This is a genomic window from Streptomyces brasiliensis (assembly GCF_014647875.1).
Taxonomy (GTDB): Bacteria; Actinomycetota; Actinomycetes; order Streptomycetales; family Streptomycetaceae; genus Streptomyces; species Streptomyces brasiliensis.
The window spans coordinates 99,979-124,579 of the sequence record NZ_BMQA01000020.1 but is presented as its reverse complement, the minus strand read 5'-3'; the positions used below and the strand labels follow the sequence as shown (position 1 = coordinate 124,579).

Genomic DNA, 24,601 nt, shown 5'->3' with positions numbered 1-24,601 from the left:
GTGAAGCACCCTGACGACGACAACGAACTCTTCAACCGGCTGGAAGCCGAGATGGCCGCCGACTCCGGAGGCGAGGTGGTCGACCTCGACGAGGCGCGGTCGGCCCGTTCCGAGTCGGCCGACCCGACCGCCCGACCCGACGCCGACCGGTCGTGTGAATCGGCTCCGGGTGAGTCGGGGATGGAGTCGGCCGACCCGACTGCGCGCGTGATGGTCGACTCTCCGACCGTGAAGGCGGCCGGGCCCGGCTACCTCGGTCGGCTCGCCGCCGCCAAGCGTCGCGACGTGGTACCCGTCTGGCTGCGCTCGCTTGCCGAACTCAAGACCGCCGCTGCGTGGGTGGCCCGTCACTACACGCACGCCGCCGCCTACCACGCCCTGCGCTCCCCGGTGTATGCCGCCCGTCTGACGATGCAGGCGCCGACCGGGCTGGCCCGGTTCGTGGGCGGCACGATGCGATGGGTCGCCGACCGAGAGGGCGAACCGGTCCGACTGGCCGCCGTCCGGCGTGAGGACGCGGCCGAGTACCTGAAGCTGTCGCGGCAGCGCGACGGCCGCGTGCGACTGCGCACCCTGGTGGCCGTGCTGGGCATGTTCGTCGGCCTCGCCCTCGCGCTCGCCCTGTACGTCCTTGCCCCCGACTGGCTGCAAGCCGTCTCGGTCGGCGCGGTCGTGATGGCGCTCGGCGCCGCCGGGCGCAAGGCCGACGCCCCGGTTATCCACAGGGCTGTGGAAGTCCCCAAGGCATCCAAACTCACCTCCGACATTGTCCTGCGGGCGCTCGGGGCGCTGGGCATTCCCGCGATCAATCAGGCGCAGGCCAAGGGGCGGGACGGGTTCGAGTTCACCGCCCCGATCACCCGCGACGGGCCCGGATGGCGGGCGGAGGGCAACCTCCCCTACGGCGTCACCGTCACCGATGTCATCGAGCGCCGCGAACGTCTCGCGTCGGGTCTGCGCCGGCCGCTGGGCTGCGTGTGGCCAGAGGCCGTCTCCGACGAACACACCGGACGCCTGGTGCTGTGGGTCGGTGACCAGGACCTGAAGTCAGCACCCAAGCCCGCATGGCCGCTGTTCAAGTCCGGCACGGTCGACCTGTTCAAGGCCATCCCGTACGGCACGGACCAGCGCGGACGCTGGGTGTCCGTCACCCTGATGTTCATCGCCGGGGTCATCGGCGCGATCCCCCGCATGGGCAAGACGTTCCTTCTGCGGCTGCTGCTGCTCATCGCCGCCCTCGACCCGCGCACGGAGCTGCACACCTACGACATGAAGGGCACCGGCGACCTCGACCCGGTCGGCGAGGCCGTCTCCCACCGGCACGGCGTCGGCGAGGAAGACGAGACAATCCAGTACGCGCTTCACGACTTCCGCGCCCTGCGTGAGGAACTGCGGCGGCGCACCAAAGTGATCCGGTCGCTGCCCCGGGACATCTGCCCCGAGTCCAAGGTGACCAGCGCTCTCGCCGACAAGCGCTCGCTCGGTCTGCACCCGATCGTGATCGGGGTGGATGAGTGCCAGGTGCTGTTCGAGCACGCGGAGCACGGCAAGGAGTTCGAGGAGATCGCGACCGACCTGGTCAAGCGCGGTCCCGCGACCGGGATCGTGCTGCTGCTGGCCACCCAGCGGCCGGACGCGAAGTCCCTGCCCACCGGCATCAGCGCGAACGCGGGGGCCCGGTGGTGCATGAAGGTAATGGGTCAGACCGAGAACGACATGGTGCTCGGCACGTCCTCCTACAAGCGCGGTGTGCGGGCCACGATGTTCGCGTGGGGGGACAAGGGCCTGCACTACTTCGTCGGTGAGGGCGCGGACGCCCGGATCGTCTACGGCTCCTTCGTGGACGCGCCCGGCGCCGTGGCCGTCGCTGCCCGCGCCCGAACCGTCCGTGAGAAGGCGGGACTCCTGTCCGGCTACGCGCTCGGGGAGGCACCCGAGGCTGTCACCGGTCCGTCCTACGACCTGCTCGCCGACGTTGCGGCCGTGGTGCCGGAGAGGGAGGAGCGGGTGTGGAACGAGCGGATCGCCGCCCGACTCGCCGAACTCCGGCCCGACGTCTACGGCGGCTGGAAGGGCGAGAACGTCACGTCCGCACTGAAGCCGCACGGCATCAAGACCCGCGACGTGGCGGGGACGACCGACGACGGTACCCGCACCACCCGGCGCGGGATCGTCCGCGCCGACCTCCTCAAGGTGATTGCGGAGCGTAACGAAAAGCCGGGCGCCGCATAGCCCCGGCACGGTGCTACCGGTAGCACCCACACCTGCTACCGGTAGCACCCCCGCTAGCACCACAAAGCCACTCCCACCTGTGATCTAGCGGATAGCACGTCACCTGCGGAAACCCCCGAAAACCGCCCTGGAGGGCATCTGATGACCCCCATCCTCCTTGCTGTCGCCTGCCTGATAGTCGTCACTGTCGGTTACGGCGGGCTGTGTGTGGCCTCCCCGTTCGGCGACTGCCGCAAGTGCTCCGGCATGGGCCACGCGCTCAAGACCGACCGCAAGGGACGGCCCAAGCGCGGCAAGGACTGCCGCCGCTGCAAGGCCACCGGCAAGCGCATCCGCACCGGCCGCTGGCTCTACAACCGCTGGGCCCGCATCTACCGCGCCGGCACCACCGACTGACCCACATCCCCTCAGCCCGGAAGGCTCCCGATGATCCTCAACATCTCCGCCGTCCTGCTGTTCGGCGCCGCCTCCGCCCTCGCCGTCAAGACCCGCTCCGCCGGGGGCGGCGCCGCCCTGGCGCTGTTCCTCTTCGGGTTCTTCACCGCCGGGACCGGCGCCTACGAGCCCATCCACAACCTCGTCCAGGCCTCCGCCGACGCCATCGCCCAACTCGGCAAATGACAGGAGATCCCGCCATGAGCGAGCACATTCCCGCCGCGCGGCCGGACACCCAGGCTGCCCTCGGCTACGACCCGCCAGCACTCAGCCTGTACGCGCCCGACGTGGCGGCCGTCGAACTGGCCGCCGAGCGCGGCGCGGTGGTCTGGGTGCCCGACGCCTACGGCCGCATGGTCCCCATGCCCAAGCACCTCGCTCCGCCCCCCATGCCCATGCCGGAGCCGCGCGACCTGACCCCGCTGCCCCTGCTGGACCTCATCGCACAGCGCTTCCTCGGAGCCGGTCTCGGAGGCGGCGCCCTCGCCACCGGGGTCGGCTACGGCATCGGAGAGGTCATCAACGCCGCCGCCGGACTCGGCTCCGGCGCCCTGCTGTGGGTCGCCCTCGCCGTCCTCGCCTGGCGCACCCCCGCCCGCACCATCAGCGGCGGACGCAACGGCAGCACGGTCCACATCCGCAAGGCCGTCATCAAGCGCAGCCACTTCCACGGCTGAGGGAGGAAACCATGTTCGAGATCCGAGTCATCTGCGACCCCGCCGACATCGACCGCGTCAGCCGCGCCCTGGCCGCCGCGTTCGACACCGGCCCGGCACGCCAGTACCCCACCCACGACGGCGAGCGCACCCGCCTGTACATCACCGCCGACCACCTCCCCGAGCCGGAGCCGTGGCCCACGCCGGAAGAGGCGTACACGCTCGCCCCGAGCATCGTCAGCGAGATCGGATGGACCGCACGGGCGGCAGCCGACACGCCGTTCCACGACGGGCTGAACCGGGAGTTCTGGCTCCGCAAGGCCGCACTGCTGGACCGGATCGCGCTGAGCGACGAAGCCGACAGCGCCACCCGCGACGCAGCCGACCTCGCCACCCGAGCCGCGCAGCGGCTGATGGAGCTGGACGACACGGCCGTGATCTCCGACCCGCGCCACTACGTCCGCCAGCAGTACGCCGCGTGGGCCAAGAACCAGTAGCAACGCCGCGGCGGCGGGACTCCCCAGCAAGGTCGCCCGCCGCCGCGGTTCTCCCTGCCCATCCGCAGACAGAACAGGAGAACCCCCAGCATGCCGTACCCGGACGGCTCTGCCCAGCTCACCGCCGCGCTCGACGCAGCGTCGCGTGACTGGCGCGTCTTCCCTCTCATCCCCGGCGGCAAGCGCCCGGCCGTCTCCGACTGGGAGACCCGCGCCACCACCGACCCGGACCGCATCACCCGCGCGTGGTCCACCGCCGCCTTCAACGTCGGCATCGCCACCGGCCCTTCCGGCCTGATCGTCATCGACCTGGACCAGCCCAAGCACCCCGGCGACACCCCGCCGGCCACGTGGATCGAGCACGGCGTCACCGACGGCGCCGACGTCCTCGCCGTGCTCTGCACGCGCCACGGCCAGCCCTTCCCCGGCGACACCTACACCGTCCGCACCTGGAGCGGGGGCACCCACCTGTACTTCGCCGCACCTGAGGGCGAGCCCTTGCGCAACACCGCTGGGGACAGCGCTCGAGGGCTGGGCTGGAAGGTCGACACCCGCGCGTGGGGCGGACTCGTGGTCGGCGCGGGCAGCACCTGCGCTGGACACCCGTACGAGGTCACCTGCAACGCCTCCGTGGCGCCTCTGCCGGGCTGGCTCGCCGAACTCCTGCGCCCGGCTCCGCTGCCCCCGCAGACGCCCATCACGATCGCCCTCACGGGCCATGGGCGGCGCACTGCCTTCCTCCGGTCCGCGGTCAACGGGGAAGTGCAGCGGGTCACCGGCTCCGCCTCGCACGAGCACAACAACGCGCTCTACGTCGCCGCGGTCGCCCTCGGACAGCTCGTTGCCGGAGGCGAGCTGAGCGAGGCCGATGTCACCGGCTGGCTGCTCACGGCCGCTCTCCAGGTCGGCCAGGGCGAGCGCGAGGCACAGCGCACCATCGCCTCCGGGCTCCGGGCCGGAGCACGGCGCCCCCGGACGGTCGCCGCATGAGCACCAACCCCATCCCGCCCCTGCACCTGTACTCCGTACCCAGCGACCCCCAACCGGCGGCCGAGGCGCCGCCGAAACGGGAGCGCCCACGGACCGCATGGACGGCCGATCAGCTCATGGCCGCTCACTTCCCCGACCCGAAATGGGCCGTGCCCGGCATCCTCGCCGAAGGCGTCAGCGTGCTCGCCGGACCGCCCAAGGTCGGCAAGTCCTGGCTCTCCCTCGGACTGGGCCTGTCCGTCGCGGCCGGAGGCAAGGCGTTCGACTCCGTGCCCGTCGATGGCGGTCCCGTGCTCTACCTCGCACTGGAAGACACCCCACGCCGACTCCAGACCCGCATGGGCAAGCTCCTCGGAGGCCAACCGGCCCCAGCCGGTCTGACCCTGGTCACCGAATGCCCGCCCTTCCCCCAGGGCGGCACCGAGGCCATCGCCCAGTGGCTGGAGCGCCATCTCGACGCGCGCATGGTCGTCATCGACGTGTTCGCCAAGATGCGCGGCCAGGCCCCGGCCAGCGTCTCGGCGTACGACGCGGACTACGTCGCCGTCGGCTACGCCAAGCGCCTCGCCGACCACTACGGCGTGGCCGTCGTCCTGGTCCACCACGTCCGCAAGGCAGGCTCCGAGGACTTCCTCACCGAGGTCTCCGGCACCAACGGCATCGCCGGAGCCGCTGACGCCACCCTCGTACTCAAGCGGGCCCGTGGCCAGGCAGACGGCATCCTGCACGTCACCGGCCGCGACGTGGACGAAGCCGAATACGCCCTCAGCTTCCAACCCGCCTCCGGCGCCTGGCACCTGTTGGACGGCCCGGTCACCGACCACACCGTCAGCGACACCCGCGCCACGATCCTGCGCTACGTCCGCGCCCACCCCGGAGCAAAGCCCAAGGACATGGCGGGCGAACTGCCGTACGTCGACCTCGACACGATCCGCCGGACGTGCTCCCGCATGGCCGACGCCGGACAGCTCACCAAGGACCCCGGCGGCCGGTACTACCCGGACACCGACACCCGGACACAGGGCGCCCAAGAGGTGTCCGCACTGTCCGGCTGTCCGGTCAACCCCTCTGACCAGCACGAACACCCCGGACAGCTTCAACAGGAGCTGTCCGGCCTGTCCGGTTCCCTCACGGCTGACGAAAGTGGACGGAAGTGACCGTGGCCCGAGACGAGATGCTCAGCATCGACCAGGTCATCGCAGAAATTGGGGTACCGCGAGCGACCTTCTACCGCTGGCGACAGCTCAGGAAGGGACCAAAGGCCATCAAGCTCCCCAACGGCTCGGTGCGCATCCGGCGGTCGGAACTGGAGCGCTGGATTAAGGCGTTGGAGGAAGCCGCGTGACCTACCGCAACAACTCGAAGGGCGCCCGCGTCAGCGGGCGCCCGCCCGCGGCGGCCGAGGAACCGACCCTGTCCACCGATGTGCGAGTTTGGAAGATCAACCGAGTGCGGAGCAAGAGAGCCCCGTATCAGCTTCGTTGGCTCGTAGCGGGCAAGGTCAAAACCTCCAGTTTCGCTACGGTCACCCTCGCCGAGAGTCGCCGTTCCGAACTGTGGAAGGCGATGGTCAAAGGCGAGGCGTTCGACGTCGAGTCGGGGTTGCCGGAGTCTGAACTCAGGGCGGCTGCCGCACGGGAGAACGCCAAGCCCGACCCGTCATGGTGGGACTTCAGCCGGGAGTACATGGCCAGCCGTTGGCGCACGTCTGCGGCCAAGACCCGAGAAGGAGTGGCGGACAGCCTCGCTACGGTCGCGCTCGCGATGATGGACGACGGGAAGAAGGCACCGCCTCTCGAAGAGGTCCGCTTGGCGATGCGGTGGGCTGTCGTACCGGCGCATCAGGACGAAGACCCTCCCGAAGATCTCGCGGCTGCCTGTACGTGGCTTCAGCACCGCTCACTGCCCCTGTCAGCCCTCACTGATCCCAAGGTGGTCCGAGACGTCCAGTACCGGCTCTCATTCAAGCTGGACGACACCCCGGCGGCGGGGGAGACCTACAAGCGTCGCCGTCGCGGCTTCAACACCGCCATGGAGTACGCGATCGAGTGCGGGTACCTGGATATGAACCCGCTCGCCGGAGTGAAGCGCGCGGGTTCCACCCGCGGTGACGTCGTAGACCCCCGGGTCTTGGTGAACGCGGTGCAGGGAGCCCAGCTCCTCACGGCGGTCTCCTACGTCGGGTCGGTGCACCGCAACCGAGGGCGTCGGCTGGTCGCCTTCTTCGCCTGTCAGCTCTATGCGGCGATGCGGCCGGCCGAAGCGGTTGGCCTCAAGGAGAGGGACTGCTACCTGCCCGAGAGGGGCTGGGGCACGCTCACCCTCAAGGAGACCCGTCCGGTCTCCGGTAAGAAGTGGACGGACTCCGGCAAGCGGCACGACAAACGCGGACTCAAGTCCCGCGAGGTCAAGGCCGACCGCCCGGTACCCATCCCACCGCTGTTGGTAGCGATGCTGCGCGAGCACATCAGGGAGTTCGGGACGGCGGCGGACGGCCGGGTCTTCCACAACGAGCGCGGCGAGGTACTTGGGACCTCGAGCTACTGGCGAGTGTGGCAGGAGGCTCGTCCCATCGCTCTCCCTCCGGACAAGGTGGATTCGCCGCTCGCGCGTCGGCCCTACGACCTGCGCCATACCTGCATTACGAACTGGCTGAACGCGGGCGTACCCGTGGCCGAGGTCGCCCGCCGCGCGGGCAACTCGCCCGAGGTCATCCACCGCCGGTACGAAGGCTGCATCGACGGCCATGAGGAGCTCAACAACGGGAGGATCGAGAAGGCTATGGGTTGGCAGTGAGGTACACCGCCTGCTGACCTGCGGACAGGTTCGCCCACTGGCCGCGGTAGGGCACCCGGACCGCAAGGCTGGCGCCCTGGTACCCGTTGTCCGCGAAGCAGGCCGCCTCCGCCTCCGCGAATGACTGCGCGCCGAGCATGCAGAAGTCTGCCGTGGAGCAGCAGCGACAGGGTGAGTCGGCTGATGGACTCGGCTACCTCGAAACCGACCGATATGGCGCCGAGTCATTGGTCATCAGCGGCCGGTTCTCTGGCGTAGGGCTCGAAATCGATGTAATCGAGGGGGTCCTCGTCACGGCGTCTGAGCGGGGGCAGGCCCTCGGTCGCGAACCGGCCGCGCAGCCACTCCAGCAGGGTGTCGGTCAGGCCGGTGCTGAGCGGTGGGCCTTGGTCGGCATGGCGCGGTACGACGATCAATGCCCAGTCATCCGGCGTGGCACCTTCGGTCAGCCAGCACAGCTGGTCGCCGTCGATGGAGTCGGCGAAGGGCAGGATTCCCCCGGGCTCGGGATAGACAGCCAGGGGGTGGAATTCCGGGAAGTCGGCTCGCTGCCCCCGGTAGGTGTCCGCGTACCACTCGGCCCAGGGCGCGAGCGCGTACCGGTCCTCGCCGAGTGGGATGTTGAAGCGCAGCCAACCGACCCAGTCGCCGGCCCCGTACCGCTCCATCAGTCGTATGTACTCGCCGGGCAGCCGTGTATCCAGCCGTTCGTACAGCCAGTCCCAGCTGTGCTTACCGAGCGCGGGTGTTTCCGGCGGTGGGACGAGGGCGATCAGGGCCTCCAGCCCGCTGCCTGTGGTGAGCGCGGCTCGCTGCTGAGCGGTTGGCTCCGGTCGCCGAGGCGGCGGTGTCCACGGGGTGGGCTCCAGGTCAGATTGCATGGCGCTTCGGGCGGCCACTGGGTGCATGCCGTCGGCCACGAGCTGGGCCAGTGTCGGCACGAGCGGGGTCGCGAAGCGCCGCCAAGGGTCGCGGCCCGCGTTTTCGTCGTCCTGACAGTGCATGACGACTGGCCAATGGTCGGGGTCGTCGGATGCTGTGGTGTCCCAGTAGAGAGTGTCGGCGGTACGGGTGGCGCCGAAGGGAAGGACACCAGGGGCGCCACGCCGAGTCTGCTGCACCCAGGCTCCATAGTCGAACCATCCGCGGTTGACGCATGGCATGTGAAGCCACAGCCACGCGCCGATGTCGAGTGGGCCGTACGCGGCGGCGATGGCTTTGTAGTCGGCGGGCAGGCGCGTCCCCAACCAGGTCTCGACTGCTGCCCAGTCGACGGGGACGGCGAAGTCGGCTGGCGGTTCGCCGAAGATCTCGGCGAAGGCGTTGACGTGTGGGTCTGAAGCATTCACGGGTCGATGGACCTTTACCGGGAGCGAACGGTTGCGCTTGGGCGGCGGTCCCCTGGTCGGTAGACACTGGCTTGGCGGGGCTCGGGGCTCACTCGCTACTCACTCGCGATCAGTGACACGTAACGACAAAGGCTCGGACTCAGTGGGACTGAGTTCGAGCCTTTGTACTTGGCACTCTTGCTGGTCAGCGGCTTGATCAGGCTGTCCGAGCTGGAGTGCCCCCGGCAGGATTCGAACCTGCGCACACGGCTCCGGAGAGCACGCTCATGGCCTGTGTGACCATGCCGCTGACCTGCGCGGGAGCGGCGGGACGAGGCTGCGCTCCGCGAATCCACACGCTCCTCACACGTGGCGGAGCGAGAAGGGGCCTCGGCTACTCCAGCGAGAGATCGTCCTTGAGGATCTTCGGAGTGTCCGTGATCTCAAGAATCTCTAGCTCGACCTCTAGTTCAGCGAGCCTCTGGGCACATCGGGCGAGGGTCACCTGGGAGAAGGTGAAGAGTGCTTCCGGCGTGGCAGGGCGCCCTCCAAAGGCGAGCACGACCTTTGTGGGTTGGAAGTCGTCGGGAATGTCGCGCTTACCTTCGCTTTCTCGCCTGACGACTTCCTGCATCTTCGAGACCGTATCTGGCTGGCGACGTAGTGCTTCGACTGATACGAGGGCTTGATTGAAGAGATGGCTTGCCGAGACCGAGCCACCCATGCGCTTCACGTGTATAAGTTCATTGTCTGGGCCTAGCAGATCGCAGACCTCAAAACCCTTCGTGTGCTGCATGGTGTATAGCAGCTTCGTATCCAGGCGCAGGAAACGCGGGTCATCGTGCTGAACTAAGAGGTTGTATCTCCCTTCGGTGGCCACGCCAATGTTCCCCTTGGGCTTCACCTCTTGCGGCCAGTCGGAGACCAAAAGATTACTTCTCTTGGCCAATATTTTTTCGACCTTCTGGCGCAGCAGATCTAGGTAAGCGCCGCCGATGTCGAACCAACGCCCTTGATGGAATACGTACCTCTTTCCTTCGTGATCGATTTGAAAGGTGATCCACTTGTCCCCGTGAATAGCTCTGGAGATGGAAAAGCCGTCACTGTTGAGCCCTTGCACGGTGATTCGCTTCAGGGCGTCAAAGCGAGTCGATGCCTCGCGGTGGGCCAGCGGCTGTAGGAGGTGATGCAGTTCCAACTCATCGGGCTGTTCCTCGCGGCCGGCGCCCGCTCCGCGGATCTTGTAACTGTCGGCTTCTCCGTGGTCGCCCTCCTGCCACTCCGCTGGCCATGTGAGAGCGATGAGTGGTGACCCAGGTTTCAGGGCTTGGGACAGCAGTCCTTGAAGCTGATTGATCTCTGGCGCCCCAGGACGCAACGGGCGGGTGTGCTCGAAGTGTTCGAGACCCTTAGCGGGCGGTTCATTCTCCACGGTGTCATGCAGGTAGCGAAGGTCGGCAAGCAAGTCCTGGGGGCTCTTGGCCAGCGGCAGACTGAGTCCGTCGGCCCCTCTGACCGTCGCGTAGCTGTCCGCCTTACCGGCAGATGCCGTCAGTCCGGAAACTGATATTCGTCCGACCAGTCGGCTTATTACTTCGCCGATTTCTTCAACGCCGAAGGCGTCCAAAGAGGCTCCAGATGGAACGCTCGTACGTGCAGTTCTGGCGAGCGTATCCATTGTGTGGCTCGTGAGAGATCGCACCTGATCTGGACTCGCTTTCCGGATGGCGAAGCGTAGTCCAAAGTCATTGTCGAGGAACAACGGATTAAGAAGTATGTGCCCAAATCCCCAAGTCAGGGCATAGTCGTAGCCTTGCAGCGGGATTATAAGGGCTGCTGCGGAAGTCAAATTCTTGAGTCTAGGATTGTGGCCGACGAGGGATACGAGGTGTGGCATCCATCGAGGTTCGTCGGTGCTTATCTTTCCAGTGATGAGGAGTGATTCCGTGCCGCTGATGGAGACATCTCGTATCTGAAAATCATTCTCGTTCTCTGCATACTTCTTCTGGATGCAAAGTGCGAGGGGTTCATCCCCGGGCCGGGAAAGCCGGTATACCGTCGCCTTCTTGGCCGGTGCCTGCTGACGAGCCATGACCTACCCCCCAAATCAAAGGTTCCGCCCATGCGTGCAGGGGGCACATGTTTGCATATCTTGCTTTGTCGTCCTAGATGTCTAACGGCATCCACTTTCCCTCTCTATTCGAACCTTTGGACTAATCGGCGTCGGTGTAGTCGGCTGACTTGGGATGGGTGCGCCCAACGGGTGGCGGCTGTGGTGAAGGCTGCAACATCCCTGGGTGTTGCAGCCCTGCACCCAGGTCGGACAGCTGGGACACTGGCGAATCTTGCTGTCCCACCTATTTGTGCAGGTCAGAGCTCTAACCGGACAGTCGGACACGTGGGACACTCCTTGGGGCGCCCTACGTTGACTGAGGGCCACCGTGGGAAGCTGAAAGCAGTGAGCCGCTGCCAAGCGAGATCATCGAAGGGGAGGCTAGGTGCCGCCGGCCAGTCCGCGAGACACGTACCTAGAGGTCTCGGATTCTCTACGTCAGAAGATCGAGAAGGGCAAGATCCCTGAGAAGCTGCCGTCTCAAGCGAAGCTGATGGAGATCTACGGCGTGAGCCGCAGCACCATCGAGCGTGCGTTGGGCGACCTGAAGAGCAAGGGCGTGATCGAGTCCGTACAGGGGGCTGGCTGGTACGTGGTGGGGACGGGCGACCGGCGCCCGCTCGTCGAGAAGGTGACGGATCTCTTGCGGACCGACGGAGTCAAGGTCGGGGATCCCTTCCCCACCGAGAAGGAACTGTGCGAGCGGTTCGAGGCTTCGCGGACGGCGATCCGGTCTGCCATTGCGCAGATGGAAGGACAAGGGCTCATCGGCAAAGGAGCGACGCGCGGCAGGGAAGTCCGCGCGCTTCCCATCGGGCAGGGGGACCGCAAGGTATGACGACGGGCGAGCGCACTGAATTCGACGCAGCGTCGGCCGAGAACATCTTGCGGAAGGCGTGCGACGTCGCCCACGTGGATCCGGACGGTATCGAGATGCAGCGGTTTGGCGACCACGCTGTCTTTCGCATCGATGGCGGCCGGATCATTTCGCGCGTCGGTCGGAGCCCTGACCGACTGCCGTCCGTCCGCCGAGAAGTAGCCGTAGCTCAGTGGCTCGCAGCCGAGGGATACCCGGCTGCCCGGCTTGTCACGGAAGCCGAACAACCCGTCGTCATCGAGGGCCATCCGGTGACCTTCTGGGAGGGGTTGGCCGACGGTGACACGTATGCGAGTACGCGAGAGATGGGCGAATTGCTTCGGCGGCTCCACGAATTGGAGCCGCCGAGTCTTTCGCTTCCTGCGCTCCGGCCCTTCGACAAGGTGAATCAGCGGTTGCAGCGCGCCGTGATCCCGTCGGACACTCGCGCTTATCTCGCCTCTCTGGCAGATGAGTTGGCAATGGAGTACGACCGGCTAACGTTCCCCCTGCCGACTGGTCACCTGCATGGAGATTTCAACGTCGGCAACGTCCTGCGTGACGCTTCGGGGCACCCGAAGGTTATCGACCTGGACGGCTTTGCGATCGGTCCGCGTGAGTGGGACCTTATGCAGACGGCTATGTACTACGACAGCTTCGGGTGGCATACAGAGGCGGAATACGCCGACTTCGTGGACGGCTACGGCTTCGACGTCCGGAAATGGTCCGGGTACGCCGTTCTCCGCAGCGTGCGCGAACTACTGATGGTCACCTGGCTTTCCCAGAACGCTGGCACGAATCCGCGCGCTGCCGAGGAAGTTGAGAAGCGTGTCGAGACGCTGCGCTCGGGTGGCTCGCGCCGCGACTGGGCCCCGTTCTAGGACTGTTCGTCGACCTGTAGCCAGAGGCGGAAGCCGCGGGCCTGTTCCGCGAATACCCGGAACTCCGCGGCTCGTTTCACGCCGTCTGTGATGCGGCCTTGGAACTCTCGGACATACTGCACGCAGCGTGCAGACTTCAGCCCCTCGCCGAGTTGCAGCGCATTGAGCGCGATTTCGAAGCCACGGCCGATCTCCCCCTGACCGAGGTATGACTCTGCCTGCACCATGGTCGCGAAGAAGTCGCTCCGGTTGTTCAGGCCGTCCCCAAAGATGGAGCCCGCGCCCCGCTCCGTCGCCTGCACGGAGCGCCCCAAGTCGCGGAAGCAATGCCCGAACTCGGCTGCCAACTCCACCTCATCGAAGTACGCGATGTACGCCGGATCGCTGTCGGCCGTGCGTCGGCTCAGCTGTCGTTCTGCCTCGGACAGCGCGAAGTCACACCCGCGTTCGTCTCCCAGGCGTGCCAGCGCCCGCGCTTCCATCGCGCGGAACTGTGCGGCCAGCGTCGGCGTAAGGCTGCCGGCCGGGCCCGTGAATGCGGCACGGGCCAAGGTCGCGGCTTCTCGGTACCGGCCTACGAACGTGGCCTGATGGCTCATCGCGGAAAGGATGCTGCCGCCGAGTAGCCGGTCACCGGCCGCCTGCGTCATGCGAAGAGCTTGGATGAAGTACCGCTGCGCGATGCCATGCAAGCCGCTGTCGTACGACATCCACCCCGCGAGCAAGAGCGCTTCGGCCACCGCTGAGTGGAGCTCCCTCCCGACGGCGTCGGAGTACTTGCCATCGAGCATGGGCCGAACGTCGGTGTGCAGGTACTGAATCAGCGCCCGCCGGGCGTGGCCACCACCGAACTTGCCGTCAAGCATGCTGAACGCATCGGCGGTCGAGCGAATCATCTCCACGTCTACGGCGCCGACGGACCGGTTTCCGGACCGTGTGAGTTCACCGTCGGGCGGGGATACGAGCCACCTCACGGAAGCCTCGTTCCAAGCTGCGGAGTCCGGCAGCGCGCGAACCAGCGGCTCAGCGTCGGCAAGGTCGGCGCGCCAGAGGTCGGCCACGGTGGTGGTCGCCGTCTCGGGATGGTCCGCGAAGTCGAGACCGAGGTTGGGCTGAATGGCTGAGACCGCCGCGTCACCCATCCCGATGTCGTCGATCGTGAGTTGACGTCCCAATTTGCGCCCGATGGCGTCTGCGATGAAGCGCGGCATGTCGCCTCGCGGGATGGTCCCCTTGAGCCACCGACTGACGTAGGTGTGATCACAGGTGACGTCCTGACCTGCGCGCGTACCGGCGACGACTACCGCACGGGCCAGCGACTTGTTCGAGAAGTCGCCTTCAACCATCAGCGCGGCCAGCCTGGCGTTCCGGTCTGCCATCGAACCCCCATGAGCGGCCGAAGTCCCAGCTTGACTCAACGTCACTCTACGCAGGTCAGTCCGGGGGGGCAGGGGGTTTGCACGTCGGAGTGCACGAGTGCACCCCCAAGTGCACGCTCCCGAAGTTCCCTCCACTTGACGACAGTTGAGTCATCGCCGCGAAGGCAGGCGGTTCCGAGATCGAAAAAGCCAGAGCGCTTGACGACCCGGGATCGATCTGACAGCTTGAGTGGTAGGTAATACACACCATGCATCAGGGGTATGCAGCACCGATGTACGTCCGGCGGGTCCTGTGGCTTTGCGGCTACGGGAGTCCCTTCCAGGGGGCTACCGCGCTCGTCGGAAGCGTTCGTTCCTTGACAACTGAATGGGGATCACGCCGCCTCTCCTCGGCCAAGTAGGCGGCCACGCGGGCTCCGTCCCGCGTGAGGTACAGCGCAACCCAACCTCTCGCAGCGCTCTGGCGCTGCGGCCCCGGATAGCCGTGATGGCGGCAGATCGAATCTGCCTCCGGGGCGCTGCCCCTCCCGCCGATGCGGCTTGGGGCTGCACATCCCGAGTGGTCGCCTCTCACCACCAGGCCACGACCGCTCGGCATCTCCCTGTCCCTTCGGATTCAGGAGCGCTGCATGCGCACGTACATCGGCGGTCATCAGGCCGTCTCCGTCAAGGACTTCATCGAACTGGCCCTGGGCACCCCGGTTGAGCTGTGGCTCGGGGAGGAGGGCGAGACCAGCGAAGAGCGCGCGGCCCGGCTGGACGCGGCGCGCGACATCCTCGCCGACAACCCGGAGCTCCCGGACGACGTGGCCCGCATCGCCGCCGAGGTGATCGAGGCACACGCCCCGGAGCTGTTCAACGTCGTCCCGCTGGCCCGCCCGGCCGGGCGCCGTCGGCCGTCCCGGAAGGGAGCGGCGGCATGACCTCCCAGACCCCGACCCCGAAGGGCTTCGCCCTGGTCCTGGTCCTCCCGGGCGTGGCTATCGCGCTCACCGGTTCCATCGCCGCTCTGGTGACCGGGGACCGGCAGCTGATGGGCATCGCCGCCGTCGGGTTCGCCATGCAGTTCGCCGGATGGGTGCGCAACGGGCGCCGGAACGGCGGTGCGCGATGAGCAGGCAGGTACTGCGGGCTCAGATCACCGTGCGCTGCTGCGGCACGACGGTTCCGGAGCGGACCGCCGGCCCGTGCTGGCAGCTCTTCATCGTGATGACCGGCCTGGTCAGTGACTGGCCCACCTTCACGTGGCCCACGTCGCCGCAGGCCCCGACGGTCGAAGAGCGCGCGGCGGCGCTCGCCTCGCTCGGCTTCGCGCTAGCCGAGGACGCCGAGTGGGAGTGGTGCGAGAGCACCACCCCGGAGTACCACCCGCACCCGGTGCAGGTGGAACTGATGGCCGCGGCCCAGATCCGGCCGCTGAACGGGGGTGCGGCATGACCGCCACCGAGACGACACAGACCGCCGAACGTCCGGCGGTACCGCCGCTGACCAGGCCGGAGATGGGCCTTGCTGGAATCGGCGCGCTCGCCGCCGCTGGAGTCGGCGCGCTCGGTCTCATCTCTTCGTTCGATGCCGTGTCAGCCGCTGCCGCCCGTTGGGGGTTCGGTGAGCCGTGGATGCTGCCGGTCGGCATCGACGTGGCCATTCCGGTGTTCACCGTGGCCAACCTGCTGCTGATCCGGATGGACATGGCCCTTGCCTGGGTGCGGTTCGTCCCCTGGGTGCTCACCCTGATCACCTGCGGACTCAACATCGCCGCCGGACACGACGTGTGGGCCAAGGTCGCGCACGGCACGATGCCGCTGCTGTGGGTGGTGTTCTCCGAGATCGGCGCGCACATCTACGCCGTCCGCATCGGCGCCGCCACCGGACGCCGCATGGAAAAGATCCGGTTCTCTCGCTGGCTGTTGGCCCCGCTGTCCACGTTCGCACTGTGGCGGCGCATGACGCTGTGGGAGGTCACCTCCTACCGCCTGGCGCTCGCCTGCGAGCGTGAGCGGCTGTTGGCCCGTGCCGACCTGCACGAGCGGTACGGCTGGAAGTGGCGTTGGAAGACGCCGCGGCGTGAGCGCGTGCTGCTGCGCACGGGCGAGCTGGCCCCCGCCGACGGCGAACCGGTCAACCCGGAGCCGAGGCCGGAGCAGGCACCCGAGAAGCCGAAGAGCGAGGCGCCGAAGCCGCCGCGCAAGCGGCCGACGACGGGCAAGGGCAAGACGGCGCAGCGCACGACGGCCGAACTGCTCGCCGAGGCGCGCACGATCACGGCGGACTGGAAGGACGGCCAGATCAACGCCGAGGCGCTGCGCAAGGAACTGCACTGCGGCTCCGGCCCCGCCCGGCAGGTGCGTGACGCCCTGCTCGCCGAGCGAGCCGACGGGCGCGCTCTGCGCCCCGTGGACGCGCCCGACGCCACCGCGTCCGGCGACGGCGCCGAGGGGGTGGCAGCGTGAACACCCTGGCCACGGTCCTGCTGTCCGCACTGCCGCTCGCCGCGGGTTGGGCGGTTCACGTGTGGTGGCTGCGAGGCTGCCTCAACACCGCCCGGCGAGACCCGCTCACCGGGTTACGCACCCGCGACGGCTTCACCCGCCGCGCCACGGCCCTGCTCAAGGACCCGCGCGCGGTCGTGGTGCTGGCCGACGTCGACAAGTTCAAGCACATCAACGACACCCACGGGCACGCGGCCGGGGACGCGCTGTTGAAGGCGACCGCGGACCGCCTCGCCCACCACGTCGGCCGGTCCGGCGTTGCCGGGCGGCTCGGGGGCGATGAGTTCGCTGCCGTCCTCATCGACGACCACGGCACCGCCGGGGACCTGCTCGCCGTGCTGCACGGCGTCCTCGCCCGGCCGGTCGACGGCCAGAACCCGGACGTGCGCACCACGGTCTCGCTGGGCTGGGTGCGCGCCGCGGACTTCCCCGGCGACGACCTGTCCGGCCTGCTGCGCAGGGCGGATGAGGCGATGTACGCGGCCAAGCAGGCACGTGCCGGAACCGTTCGCGCCGGGCTGGGCTGGCTGTTCGCTACGGTCACCGGTCGCCGTGCCGGCCGAACCGGCGCCCGCACCGATGTGCCCGTGGTGGGGGTGGCGGCGTGAAGTCACAGCCCATCGTCGGCGCCGCCGTGTTCACCGCCGTGATGGAGGCAGCCGGGTTCCGCTGCCAGTGCGAGGGCGAGTGCGGCAACCCGCACGCCAAGGGCGGCGGCCGGTGCCCGCACGAGCACGACCACTACACCAGCAAGCACGGGCGCCGGGTACGGCTGATGGCCGCACCCGCCGACCCGCTCGCCACCGACGTCACCGCCGCCCGCCTGACGGCGAGTGAGCTGCGCGCGTGGTGCTCCGACTGCCACGGCGCCGCCGCCCGGCTCGCCCGCAAGCGGCTGCCCGCGGCTTCTACGGATCAGTGCGGCCTGTTCGACCTGTAGCCGACAGGGCCCGGCCTTGCCCGCCAAGACAGCGGCCGGGCCCCGTCACCCCTCCCCGAGAGAAGGAATCTCAGTGAACCACCCCGACGACAACGAACTGTTCCACCGACTCGAAGCCGAGATGGCCGCCGACTCCGGCGCCGAAGTAGTCGACCTCAACAAGGCCCGATCGGCACGCGGCGAGTCGGCCGACTCCGTCCCCGACTCGCAGCCGACCGAGTCGGCCGACTCGGTCGACGACGACCCCGACGGCCGGTCGACCGTGATGGTCGACGGTCCGGCCCCGGCCGGTCCGGGCCTGATGGACCGACTCCGGTCGGGGCAGCGGCGCGAGGTGATCCCGGCGTGGGCGAAGTCCAAGCCGGAGTTTGTCACCGCGCTCGGCTGGCTCGGTGGCTACGCCTGGCACACCACCACCTTCCACGCCGTGCGCCTGCCCTGGTACTCGCTGCGGCTCGCCTTCCAGGCCCCTTCCGGGGCCGCGAAGTTCATCGGCGGCGCGATGCGCTGGGTCGCCGACACCGAGGGCGAGCCGCTGCGGCAGGTCGCCGCGCGGCGCGAGAACGTCGAGGAGTACCTGAAGCTGTCCCGGCAGCGCGACAACCGCGTCAAGCTGCGCAGCATCCTCATGCTGCTCGCCCTGGTCGTCGGCCTGCCGCTCGCCCTGGTGCTGTTCGTGCTCGCCCCCACCTGGCTGGAAGTGCTGACGCTGGCGCTGCTGACGGCCGGGTTCGGTTTCCTGGGGGCGCCGTCCGACAAGCCCGTCATCTCCCGCGCGGTCGTCACGACCGAAGTCGAGCGGCTCACCTCCGGCATCGTCGAACGGGCGCTGGGGGCGCTCGGCATTGCCGAGATCAACAAGGCGCTCGCCAAGGGCGGGGAGGGCATCAAGTTCCCCGCCCCGATCACCCGCGACGGCCCCGGCTGGCGCGCGGATGTGGACCTGCCGTACGGCGTGACCGTGCCGGACATCCTCGACCGGCGCGAAAAGCTCGCCTCCGGCCTGCGTCGCCCGCTGGGGTGCGTGTGGCCCGAGCCGGTCGCCGACGAACACGCCGGCCGCATGATGCTGTGGGTCGGCGACCGTGCCCTGAACAAGGTCCCCGCCCCGCCGTGGCCGCTCGCGAAGTCGGGTGCGGCGTCGCTGTTCAAGCCGCTGCCGTTCGGCACCGACCAGCGCGGCCGGAACGTCGACCTGACGCTGATGTACGACAACGTCCTGATCGGCGCCATGCCCGGCATGGGCAAGACGTTCAGCCTGCGTACGCCGCTGCTCGCCGCGGCGCTGGACGTGACGGCTGAGCTGCTGATCTGGGAGTTGAAGGGCACCGGCGACCTGGACCCGCTGAAGAAGGTGGCGGCCGACTACGGCTCTGGCCCGGACGACGACACGTGCGCGGCCACGCTGGATTCGATCCGCTACGTCTACAAGGACTTGGAGCGCCGGGCCAAGGTCATCAGCTCCCTGCCCAAGGACAAGTGCCCGGAGAACAAGGTCATCCCGTCCCTGGCCGCGAACCGCTCCCTGGGCCTGCACCCGCTCATTCTCGCGATTGACGAGTGCCAGGAGCTGTTCAGCCACGACAAGTACGGCAAGGAAGCTGGGGCGCTGTGCACGGCCATCATCAAGCGCGGCCGGGCGCTCGGGGTGATCCTGCTGCTGGCCACGCAGCGCCCGGACAAGGACTCGCTCCCGCCCGCCATCAGCGCGAACGTGGGCACGCGGTTCTGCCTGCGGGTCATGGGCCAGATCGAGAACGACATGATCCTGGGCACGTCGATGTACCGCAACGGCATCCGTGCCACGTCGTTCACCAAGTCCGACAAGGGCATCGGTTACCTGGTGGGCGCCGCCGACGACCCGCAGATCGTGCGCGGCTACTACCTCGACAACCCGGCCGCGGATGCCATCTGCGAGCGCGCCCGCAAGGCGCGCATCGACGCGGGCACGCTGCGCGGCATCGCCGCAGGCGAGACGCCGGAGCGGCGCGAGGCGGTCGATCCGCTGCTTGAGGACATCCTCGCCGTCGTCCCGGCGGATGAGGCCAAGCCGTGGAACGACGTCACCGTCGACCGGCTCGCCGAGCTGCGGCCGGAGAAGTACGGGCCGTGGGGCGAGATGGCCCCGGCGGACAAGGCGCGGCAGCTCACCACCGCGCTCAAGCCGTACGGCGTGACCACGGGCCAGGTGGCCCGGCGGATCAACGGCAAGACCGTCAACCGGACCGGCTTCGAGCGCGCCCACATCGTCACGGCGATTGCGGAGCGTGACCGAAACCGGGACGCGGGCTGACTCTCGGGAGCCTCTAGCGCTAGGGGTCAGACCCTCTAGCGCTAGAGGTCCCGCTAGCGCCCCATACGGGCCCTGATCAGCAAGCTAGCCGATAGGGCCCCACCTGCGGAAACCCCTGAAAACCGCCCTGGGAGGGCTCTCGTGACCCCGATCCTGCTCGCTATCGCACTCCTGCTCTTCGTCACGTTCGGTTACGCCTCGGTGTGTGCGGCGAGCCCGTTCGGCACCTGCCGCAAGTGCAACGGCTTTGGCTTCGCCATGACCACCGACCGCAAGGGACGGCCCAAGCGCGGCAAGAACTGCCGCCGCTGCAAGGGCCACGGCAAGCGGATACGCGTCGGCCGCTGGCTCTACAACCGCGCCTCCCGCACCTATCGCGCAGGCACCCGCTGACCCGAAAGGAGGTTGCGGCATGGCCGTGACCATCTCCCTCGCCCTGCTCTTCGGCTTCGTGCTCTTCATGCTGCTGCGCTCCAAGACCCTCGGCCCCGGCAGCGCGTTCGTGGCCGTGATGTTCGGCTTCTACCTCGCCTCCACCGGAGCCGCCGACACCGTCAACCAGCTCACGAGCGCCGTCGTCAACGCGCTCCCGAACCTGTGAGGAGTACGGCCGTGAACGAACCCATCGTCGCCCGGCACTGGCTCGCCATCGCCGCACCCAAGGCCGCGCCCGCCATCGCCACCACGACCGTGCTCGCGCTGGCCCGGATCTGGAACGCCAACGGCGCCGAACACTCCGTCGGCAACGCCGTGCTCATGACCGCCCTGTCTCTGGCCGCCGCCGCGGCCGGCGCGTGCGCGAGCGTCGGCCGTGCCGGAGACCCCGTGCTTGCCGGGACCGCGTTCGCCGCCTCCGGAGGGCTCGCCCTCGCCGGTGTCGCCGGATACGCCGACGGGTGGTCCCTGCCGCTGCTGCTGTGGGCGCTGGCAACCGCCGTCGCCTACGGGCTCGCCGCGCGCTACTGGCGCACCGACCGGCGCGAGCGCGTCGCCTACGAGCGGCACGTGAGCGACCGGCGCGAGGAACGCGCCCACATCGAGCGTGTCGAGACCATCCGCGGCACGACACAGATCGAAGTGGCGCGCACCGGCGCCGCCTACGCCGAACAGCTCGCGCAAGCACTTGTCACCCGCGCCGCGCTGCCTGGCTTCGACCCCACGGCCCTCGAAGCCGCGGGCCTGCCGGAGCTCCCGGCCGTGCGGGGGGATCGGTGAGGTTCTACCTGACCACCCACAAGCGGCACTGGCTGCGCTGGACCAACGTGCCGCTGTTCTTGAAGTCCGAGCACTTCGAGCGGGCCGTCAAGTGGGACGAAGCCCGCGGCCCGTACGCCATCGACTCCGGCGGCTTCATGGAGCTGAAGGACAACGGCACCTGGACCCGGCCGCCCCGCCAGTACGTGCAGGACCTGCGCCGCATCTGGGAACACGTCGGCCCCTACGACTGGGCCGCGCCGCAAGACTGGATGTGCGAGGACGCCATCATCAACGGCGGCTGGTTCGGCGGACAGTACTTCGTCGGCACCCACCTCAGCGTGGAAGAACACCAACGCCGCACGGTGAACAACTTCCTCGAACTGCGCTCCCTCGCGCCCGATTTGCGCATCGCCCCCGTTATCCAGGGCAACACCGTGCCCGCCTACGAGCAGTGTGTGGAGCTGTACGAGAAGGCGGGTGTCGAGTTGCGGGCTGAACCGATCGTCGGCTTGGGGTCGGTGTGCCGGTTGCAGTCCACACGTCAAGGCGCCGCGATTGTCACCGCGATGGCCGCGCACGGCTTCAAGCTGCACGGCTTCGGCTTCAAGACCCTCGGTCTGGAACGGGTCGGGCATCTGCTGGCATCCGCGGACTCCGCCGCGTGGAGCTCCCACGCCCGCCGCCGCCCGCCCTTGCCCGGTCACACGCACAAGAACTGCGCCAACTGCCTGCCCTACGCGCTGCGCTGGCGTACTCGCGTCCTCAGCGCGCTGCCTACCTGGCAGCAACCCACCCTCGATGTGGCCTGACGGCCCGCTCAGAAAGTGAGTGATCCCATGTCCGTGGGAGAGACCCCCATCACCATCGTCGGCAACCTCGCCGCAGACCCCGAACTGCGCTTCACGGCCGGAGGCGACGCCATCGCTCGGTTCTCCGTAGCCTCCACCCCGCGCACCTACGACAAGGCCACCGGCCAGTGGCGCGACGGCACCGCGATGTTCCTGCGCTGCACCGCATGGCGCGACCTGGCCAACCACGTCGCCGAGAGCCTGACCAAGGGCACGCGCGTGGTCGTCACCGGCCGTCTGCGTCAGCACAACTGGCAGAACGAGCAGGGCGAGAACCGTTCCATGCTCGCGCTGGAAGTCGACGACATCGGCCCCTCGCTGCGCTTCGCCACGGCCAAGGTCGAACGCGTCCAGCGCAACGGCGCCGCCTCCGGTCCCGCCACCGACGCATGGAGCACTGCCGCCCCCGCCGCGGCCGGAGCCGCTAAGGGCTCCGGATCGGGCTTCAGCGACGAACCGCCGTTCTAGACACGCCCGGGGCGGGCGCCTCTCACCACAAGACCGCGCCCGCCCCGGCTCCCTTGTCCCTTCGACAGAACAGGAGAACTTCCAGCATGCCTCAACTGGACGGCCCTGCCCAGCTCAGCGCCGCGCTTGACGCTGCGTCGCGCGGCTGGCACGTCTTCCCCCTCATCCCCGGCGCCAAGCGCCCCGCCGTCCGTGACTGGGAGACCCGCGCCACCACCGACCGCGAGCGCATCACCCGGTGCTGGACGCACGCCCCCTACAACGTCGGCATCGCTACCGGCCCCTCCGGGCTCGTCGTCGTCGACCTCGACACTCCCAAGGGCCCGGAGGACACCCCGCCGGCCGAATGGGTCGCGCACGGTGTCACCGACGGCGCCGATGTGCTCGCCCTGCTCTGCGAGCGCCGAGGCCAGCGCTTCCCCGCCGACACGTACACGGTCCGCACTTGGAGTGGCGGCACGCACCTGTACTTCGCCGCACCCGAGGGCGAGTCCCTGCGTAACACGGCCGGGGACAGCGTGCGCGGGCTCGGCTGGAAGGTCGACACCCGCGCCGTTGGCGGGCTTGTCGTCGGTGCGGGCAGCACCTTCGCCGGGGAGCCGTACACGGTGGCTCGCAACGCTCCCGTGGCGCCGCTGCCCGGCTGGCTCGCCGAACTGCTGCGTCCGGCGCCGCTGCCTCCGCAGCGGCCGGTCACGGTCCCACTGACGGCCCGTGACCGGCGCGGCAAGTTCCTGAACGCCGCGGTCAACGGCGAGTTGGTGCGCGTCACCGGCTCTGGCGAGCACCAGCACAACACCGCGCTCTACATCGCCTCCGTCGCTCTCGGTCAGTTGGTCGCTGGGGGAGAGCTGGACGCGTACGAGGTGACCGAGAAGCTTGTCGAGGCGGCGCGCAGCGTCGGCCAGGGCGAGCGCGAGGCACGGCGCACCATCGCCTCCGGACTGCGGGCCGGAGCCAATCGCCCTCGGACGGTCGCGGCATGAACAGCAACCCCATTCCCCCGCCCCCTGACGAGCACGACAAGGGCTGCAACCCCATCCCTCCACTGCACCTGTACTCCGTGCCCAGCGACCCCGAGGCGGCCCCGCTAGAGCTGCCGAAGAGAGAGCGCCCGCGCACGGCATGGACCGCGGATCAGCTCATGGCGGCGGACTTCCCGGAGCCGAAGTGGGCCGTGCCTGGCATCCTCGCCGAGGGCGTCAATCTGCTCGCCGGTCCGCCGAAGGTGGGGAAGTCCTGGCTGTCGCTCGGTCTGGCCCTTGCGGTCGCTTCCGGGGGCCACGCGTTCGACTCGCTGCCTGTCGATGGCGGCCCGGTGCTCTACCTCGCTTTGGAGGACACCCCGCGCCGTCTCCAGACCCGCATGGGCAAGATGCTGGGTGGGCAGGCGGCCCCGGCCGGGCTGACCCTGGTCACCGAATGCCCGCCCTTCCCTCAGGGCGGCAGCGACGCCATCGCCGGATGGTTGGACCGCAACCCGGACGCCCGCATGGTCGTGATCGACGTGTTCGCCAAGATGCGTGGCCCCGCCCCACAGGGCGTGTCCGCGTACGACGCGGATTACGTGGCTGTCGGCTACGCCAAGCGGATCGCCGACCACTACGGCATCGCCGTGGTGCTCGTCCACCACGTCCGCAAGGCAGGCTCGGACGACTTCCTGACCGAGGTGTCCGGCACCAACGGCATCGCCGGAGCCGCAGACGCCACGCTCGTGCTCAAGCGGGCGCGCGGGCAGGCGGACGGCATCTTGCACGTCACCGGACGCGACGTCGACGAAGCCGAGTACGCGCTTCAGTTCCAAGCTGCCTCCGGCGCCTGGCAGATGCTCGATGGCCCGGTAACCGACCACACCATCGGCGACACCCGCGCCGCGATCCTGCGCCACGTCCGGGCCAACCCCGGCGCCCGGCCCAAGGACATCGTCGCCGCGCTGCCGCAGCTCGATGCCGAGAACGTCCGCCGCACCTGCTCGCGCATGGCTGCGGATGGACAGCTCACCAAGGACGGCGCTGGCCGCTACTACTCGGACACCGAGACCCGGACACAGGGCACGCCGGGGGTGTCCCAGCTGTCCGACTGTCCCAATCCATCACCTGACCTGCACGAACAGGTGGGACAGCCGGAATCGGGACTGTCCCACCTGTCCGACTCCCATCCTGCTGACGAGAACCCGGGGGAGGCCGACCGTGGCGCGTGACGA

Annotated in this window: 28 protein-coding genes; 25 read left to right on the top strand and 3 right to left on the bottom strand. The window is 68.6% G+C overall.

Annotated features, from left to right (window positions below):
- The 9 genes from IEZ19_RS27200 (at position 1) to IEZ19_RS27160 (ending at position 7,606) form a co-directional block, all read left to right on the top strand.
- Complete coding sequence (locus tag IEZ19_RS27200; RefSeq protein ID WP_189313932.1) at positions 1 to 2,232, top strand: cell division protein FtsK; 2,232 nt, start codon at positions 1 to 3, stop codon at positions 2,230 to 2,232.
- A 141-nt stretch (positions 2,233 to 2,373) separates the two neighbouring features.
- Entirely contained in the window at positions 2,374 to 2,628 is a 255-nt protein-coding gene (locus IEZ19_RS27195; protein ID WP_189313931.1) for a hypothetical protein, read from the top strand.
- Positions 2,629 to 2,658: 30 nt separating this feature from the next.
- Positions 2,659 to 2,853: a hypothetical protein gene (locus IEZ19_RS27190; protein ID WP_189313930.1), complete on the top strand. Its 195-nt coding sequence runs from the start codon at positions 2,659 to 2,661 to the stop codon at positions 2,851 to 2,853.
- Between the two features lie 14 nt (positions 2,854 to 2,867).
- Positions 2,868 to 3,344 (top strand): hypothetical protein, encoded by a 477-nt coding sequence (locus IEZ19_RS27185; RefSeq protein WP_189313929.1) that lies wholly within the window; start codon positions 2,868 to 2,870, stop codon positions 3,342 to 3,344.
- 11 nt (positions 3,345 to 3,355) lie between these two features.
- Entirely contained in the window at positions 3,356 to 3,820 is a 465-nt protein-coding gene (locus tag IEZ19_RS27180; RefSeq protein ID WP_189313928.1) for a hypothetical protein, read from the top strand.
- 90 nt (positions 3,821 to 3,910) lie between these two features.
- Complete coding sequence (locus IEZ19_RS27175) at positions 3,911 to 4,810, top strand: bifunctional DNA primase/polymerase (RefSeq protein ID WP_189313927.1); 900 nt, start codon at positions 3,911 to 3,913, stop codon at positions 4,808 to 4,810.
- A complete protein-coding gene (locus IEZ19_RS27170; protein WP_189313926.1) occupies positions 4,807 to 5,967 on the top strand; it encodes an AAA family ATPase in 1,161 nt (386 codons plus the stop codon). The genes IEZ19_RS27175 and IEZ19_RS27170 overlap by 4 nt, the downstream gene beginning before the upstream one ends.
- Positions 5,964 to 6,155, top strand: coding sequence for a helix-turn-helix transcriptional regulator (locus IEZ19_RS27165; protein ID WP_229840836.1), 192 nt, complete (start codon positions 5,964 to 5,966; stop codon positions 6,153 to 6,155). The genes IEZ19_RS27170 and IEZ19_RS27165 overlap by 4 nt, the downstream gene beginning before the upstream one ends.
- A complete protein-coding gene (locus tag IEZ19_RS27160) occupies positions 6,152 to 7,606 on the top strand; it encodes a tyrosine-type recombinase/integrase (RefSeq protein ID WP_189313925.1) in 1,455 nt (484 codons plus the stop codon). Before IEZ19_RS27165 ends, IEZ19_RS27160 begins: the two co-directional genes overlap by 4 nt.
- Before the next feature lie 224 nt (positions 7,607 to 7,830).
- Here the strand turns inward: IEZ19_RS27160 and IEZ19_RS27155 are convergent, their stop codons facing one another.
- Together IEZ19_RS27155 and IEZ19_RS27150 are read right to left on the bottom strand one after the other, a co-directional pair.
- Positions 7,831 to 8,955 (bottom strand): SMI1/KNR4 family protein, encoded by a 1,125-nt coding sequence (locus tag IEZ19_RS27155; RefSeq protein WP_189313924.1) that lies wholly within the window; start codon positions 8,953 to 8,955, stop codon positions 7,831 to 7,833.
- Positions 8,956 to 9,328: 373 nt separating this feature from the next.
- Positions 9,329 to 11,026 carry a DUF6119 family protein gene (locus tag IEZ19_RS27150; RefSeq protein ID WP_189313923.1) on the bottom strand — a complete coding sequence of 566 codons (1,698 nt, stop codon included), beginning with the start codon at positions 11,024 to 11,026 and terminating at the stop codon, positions 9,329 to 9,331.
- A 406-nt stretch (positions 11,027 to 11,432) separates the two neighbouring features.
- Here IEZ19_RS27150 and IEZ19_RS27145 point away from each other — a divergent pair, with 406 nt between their 5' ends.
- Both IEZ19_RS27145 and IEZ19_RS27140 read left to right on the top strand, forming a co-directional pair.
- Entirely contained in the window at positions 11,433 to 11,885 is a 453-nt protein-coding gene (locus IEZ19_RS27145) for a GntR family transcriptional regulator (protein ID WP_189313922.1), read from the top strand.
- Positions 11,882 to 12,784 carry a phosphotransferase enzyme family protein gene (locus IEZ19_RS27140; protein ID WP_189313921.1) on the top strand — a complete coding sequence of 301 codons (903 nt, stop codon included), beginning with the start codon at positions 11,882 to 11,884 and terminating at the stop codon, positions 12,782 to 12,784. Before IEZ19_RS27145 ends, IEZ19_RS27140 begins: the two co-directional genes overlap by 4 nt.
- On the opposite strand, the gene IEZ19_RS27135 is transcribed toward IEZ19_RS27140, so the two are convergent.
- A complete protein-coding gene (locus IEZ19_RS27135) occupies positions 12,781 to 14,163 on the bottom strand; it encodes an NsdA family TPR-like regulatory protein (RefSeq protein ID WP_189313920.1) in 1,383 nt (460 codons plus the stop codon). The two genes, IEZ19_RS27140 and IEZ19_RS27135, sit on opposite strands and share 4 nt — an antisense overlap.
- A gap of 629 nt (positions 14,164 to 14,792) precedes the next feature.
- Between IEZ19_RS27135 and IEZ19_RS27130 the strand changes: the two genes are divergently transcribed.
- The 14 genes from IEZ19_RS27130 to IEZ19_RS27065 all read left to right on the top strand — a co-directional run bounded on the left by IEZ19_RS27130 (position 14,793) and on the right by IEZ19_RS27065 (position 24,598).
- On the top strand, positions 14,793 to 15,086 hold the full coding sequence (locus tag IEZ19_RS27130) for a hypothetical protein (protein WP_189313919.1): 294 nt from the start codon (positions 14,793 to 14,795) through the stop codon (positions 15,084 to 15,086).
- Positions 15,083 to 15,277, top strand: coding sequence for a hypothetical protein (locus tag IEZ19_RS27125; protein ID WP_189313918.1), 195 nt, complete (start codon positions 15,083 to 15,085; stop codon positions 15,275 to 15,277). The genes IEZ19_RS27130 and IEZ19_RS27125 overlap by 4 nt, the downstream gene beginning before the upstream one ends.
- A complete protein-coding gene (locus IEZ19_RS27120) occupies positions 15,274 to 15,600 on the top strand; it encodes a DUF6303 family protein (protein ID WP_189313917.1) in 327 nt (108 codons plus the stop codon). The genes IEZ19_RS27125 and IEZ19_RS27120 overlap by 4 nt, the downstream gene beginning before the upstream one ends.
- On the top strand, positions 15,597 to 16,613 hold the full coding sequence (locus tag IEZ19_RS27115; protein WP_229840833.1) for a DUF2637 domain-containing protein: 1,017 nt from the start codon (positions 15,597 to 15,599) through the stop codon (positions 16,611 to 16,613). Before IEZ19_RS27120 ends, IEZ19_RS27115 begins: the two co-directional genes overlap by 4 nt.
- On the top strand, positions 16,610 to 17,260 hold the full coding sequence (locus IEZ19_RS27110; protein WP_189313916.1) for a GGDEF domain-containing protein: 651 nt from the start codon (positions 16,610 to 16,612) through the stop codon (positions 17,258 to 17,260). Before IEZ19_RS27115 ends, IEZ19_RS27110 begins: the two co-directional genes overlap by 4 nt.
- Complete coding sequence (locus tag IEZ19_RS27105; RefSeq protein ID WP_189313915.1) at positions 17,257 to 17,592, top strand: hypothetical protein; 336 nt, start codon at positions 17,257 to 17,259, stop codon at positions 17,590 to 17,592. The genes IEZ19_RS27110 and IEZ19_RS27105 overlap by 4 nt, the downstream gene beginning before the upstream one ends.
- Before the next feature lie 73 nt (positions 17,593 to 17,665).
- Positions 17,666 to 19,885 carry a P-loop NTPase family protein gene (locus tag IEZ19_RS27100; RefSeq protein ID WP_189313914.1) on the top strand — a complete coding sequence of 740 codons (2,220 nt, stop codon included), beginning with the start codon at positions 17,666 to 17,668 and terminating at the stop codon, positions 19,883 to 19,885.
- A 141-nt stretch (positions 19,886 to 20,026) separates the two neighbouring features.
- Positions 20,027 to 20,278, top strand: a complete 252-nt coding sequence (locus IEZ19_RS27095; protein WP_189313913.1) for a hypothetical protein — start codon at positions 20,027 to 20,029, stop codon at positions 20,276 to 20,278.
- Positions 20,279 to 20,297: 19 nt separating this feature from the next.
- The gene (locus IEZ19_RS27090) at positions 20,298 to 20,486 is read left to right on the top strand and encodes a hypothetical protein (RefSeq protein ID WP_189313912.1); all 189 of its coding nucleotides are present in this window, start codon (positions 20,298 to 20,300) and stop codon (positions 20,484 to 20,486) included.
- A gap of 11 nt (positions 20,487 to 20,497) precedes the next feature.
- On the top strand, positions 20,498 to 21,100 hold the full coding sequence (locus tag IEZ19_RS27085) for a hypothetical protein (RefSeq protein WP_189313911.1): 603 nt from the start codon (positions 20,498 to 20,500) through the stop codon (positions 21,098 to 21,100).
- Positions 21,097 to 21,891 (top strand): deazapurine DNA modification protein DpdA family protein, encoded by a 795-nt coding sequence (locus IEZ19_RS27080; protein ID WP_189313910.1) that lies wholly within the window; start codon positions 21,097 to 21,099, stop codon positions 21,889 to 21,891. The genes IEZ19_RS27085 and IEZ19_RS27080 overlap by 4 nt, the downstream gene beginning before the upstream one ends.
- 27 nt (positions 21,892 to 21,918) lie before the next feature.
- Positions 21,919 to 22,398, top strand: coding sequence for a single-stranded DNA-binding protein (gene ssb, locus IEZ19_RS27075; RefSeq protein WP_141313238.1), 480 nt, complete (start codon positions 21,919 to 21,921; stop codon positions 22,396 to 22,398).
- An 86-nt stretch (positions 22,399 to 22,484) separates the two neighbouring features.
- The gene (locus tag IEZ19_RS27070) at positions 22,485 to 23,384 is read left to right on the top strand and encodes a bifunctional DNA primase/polymerase (protein ID WP_189313909.1); all 900 of its coding nucleotides are present in this window, start codon (positions 22,485 to 22,487) and stop codon (positions 23,382 to 23,384) included.
- A complete protein-coding gene (locus tag IEZ19_RS27065; RefSeq protein ID WP_189313908.1) occupies positions 23,381 to 24,598 on the top strand; it encodes an AAA family ATPase in 1,218 nt (405 codons plus the stop codon). Before IEZ19_RS27070 ends, IEZ19_RS27065 begins: the two co-directional genes overlap by 4 nt.
- Positions 24,599 to 24,601: the final 3 nt, after the last annotated feature.

Coding starts and splice junctions, on each gene's coding strand:
- IEZ19_RS27195 (WP_189313931.1), top strand. CDS start 2,374: ATGACCCCCATCCTCCTTGCTGTCGCCTGCCTGATAGTCGTCACTGTC.
- IEZ19_RS27190 (WP_189313930.1), top strand. CDS start 2,659: ATGATCCTCAACATCTCCGCCGTCCTGCTGTTCGGCGCCGCCTCCGCC.
- IEZ19_RS27185 (WP_189313929.1), top strand. CDS start 2,868: ATGAGCGAGCACATTCCCGCCGCGCGGCCGGACACCCAGGCTGCCCTC.
- IEZ19_RS27180 (WP_189313928.1), top strand. CDS start 3,356: ATGTTCGAGATCCGAGTCATCTGCGACCCCGCCGACATCGACCGCGTC.
- IEZ19_RS27175 (WP_189313927.1), top strand. CDS start 3,911: ATGCCGTACCCGGACGGCTCTGCCCAGCTCACCGCCGCGCTCGACGCA.
- IEZ19_RS27170 (WP_189313926.1), top strand. CDS start 4,807: ATGAGCACCAACCCCATCCCGCCCCTGCACCTGTACTCCGTACCCAGC.
- IEZ19_RS27150 (WP_189313923.1), bottom strand. CDS start 11,026: ATGGCTCGTCAGCAGGCACCGGCCAAGAAGGCGACGGTATACCGGCTT.
- IEZ19_RS27140 (WP_189313921.1), top strand. CDS start 11,882: ATGACGACGGGCGAGCGCACTGAATTCGACGCAGCGTCGGCCGAGAAC.
- IEZ19_RS27135 (WP_189313920.1), bottom strand. CDS start 14,163: ATGGCAGACCGGAACGCCAGGCTGGCCGCGCTGATGGTTGAAGGCGAC.
- IEZ19_RS27130 (WP_189313919.1), top strand. CDS start 14,793: ATGCGCACGTACATCGGCGGTCATCAGGCCGTCTCCGTCAAGGACTTC.
- IEZ19_RS27125 (WP_189313918.1), top strand. CDS start 15,083: ATGACCTCCCAGACCCCGACCCCGAAGGGCTTCGCCCTGGTCCTGGTC.
- IEZ19_RS27120 (WP_189313917.1), top strand. CDS start 15,274: ATGAGCAGGCAGGTACTGCGGGCTCAGATCACCGTGCGCTGCTGCGGC.
- IEZ19_RS27115 (WP_229840833.1), top strand. CDS start 15,597: ATGACCGCCACCGAGACGACACAGACCGCCGAACGTCCGGCGGTACCG.
- IEZ19_RS27090 (WP_189313912.1), top strand. CDS start 20,298: ATGGCCGTGACCATCTCCCTCGCCCTGCTCTTCGGCTTCGTGCTCTTC.
- ssb (WP_141313238.1), top strand. CDS start 21,919: ATGTCCGTGGGAGAGACCCCCATCACCATCGTCGGCAACCTCGCCGCA.
- IEZ19_RS27070 (WP_189313909.1), top strand. CDS start 22,485: ATGCCTCAACTGGACGGCCCTGCCCAGCTCAGCGCCGCGCTTGACGCT.
- IEZ19_RS27065 (WP_189313908.1), top strand. CDS start 23,381: ATGAACAGCAACCCCATTCCCCCGCCCCCTGACGAGCACGACAAGGGC.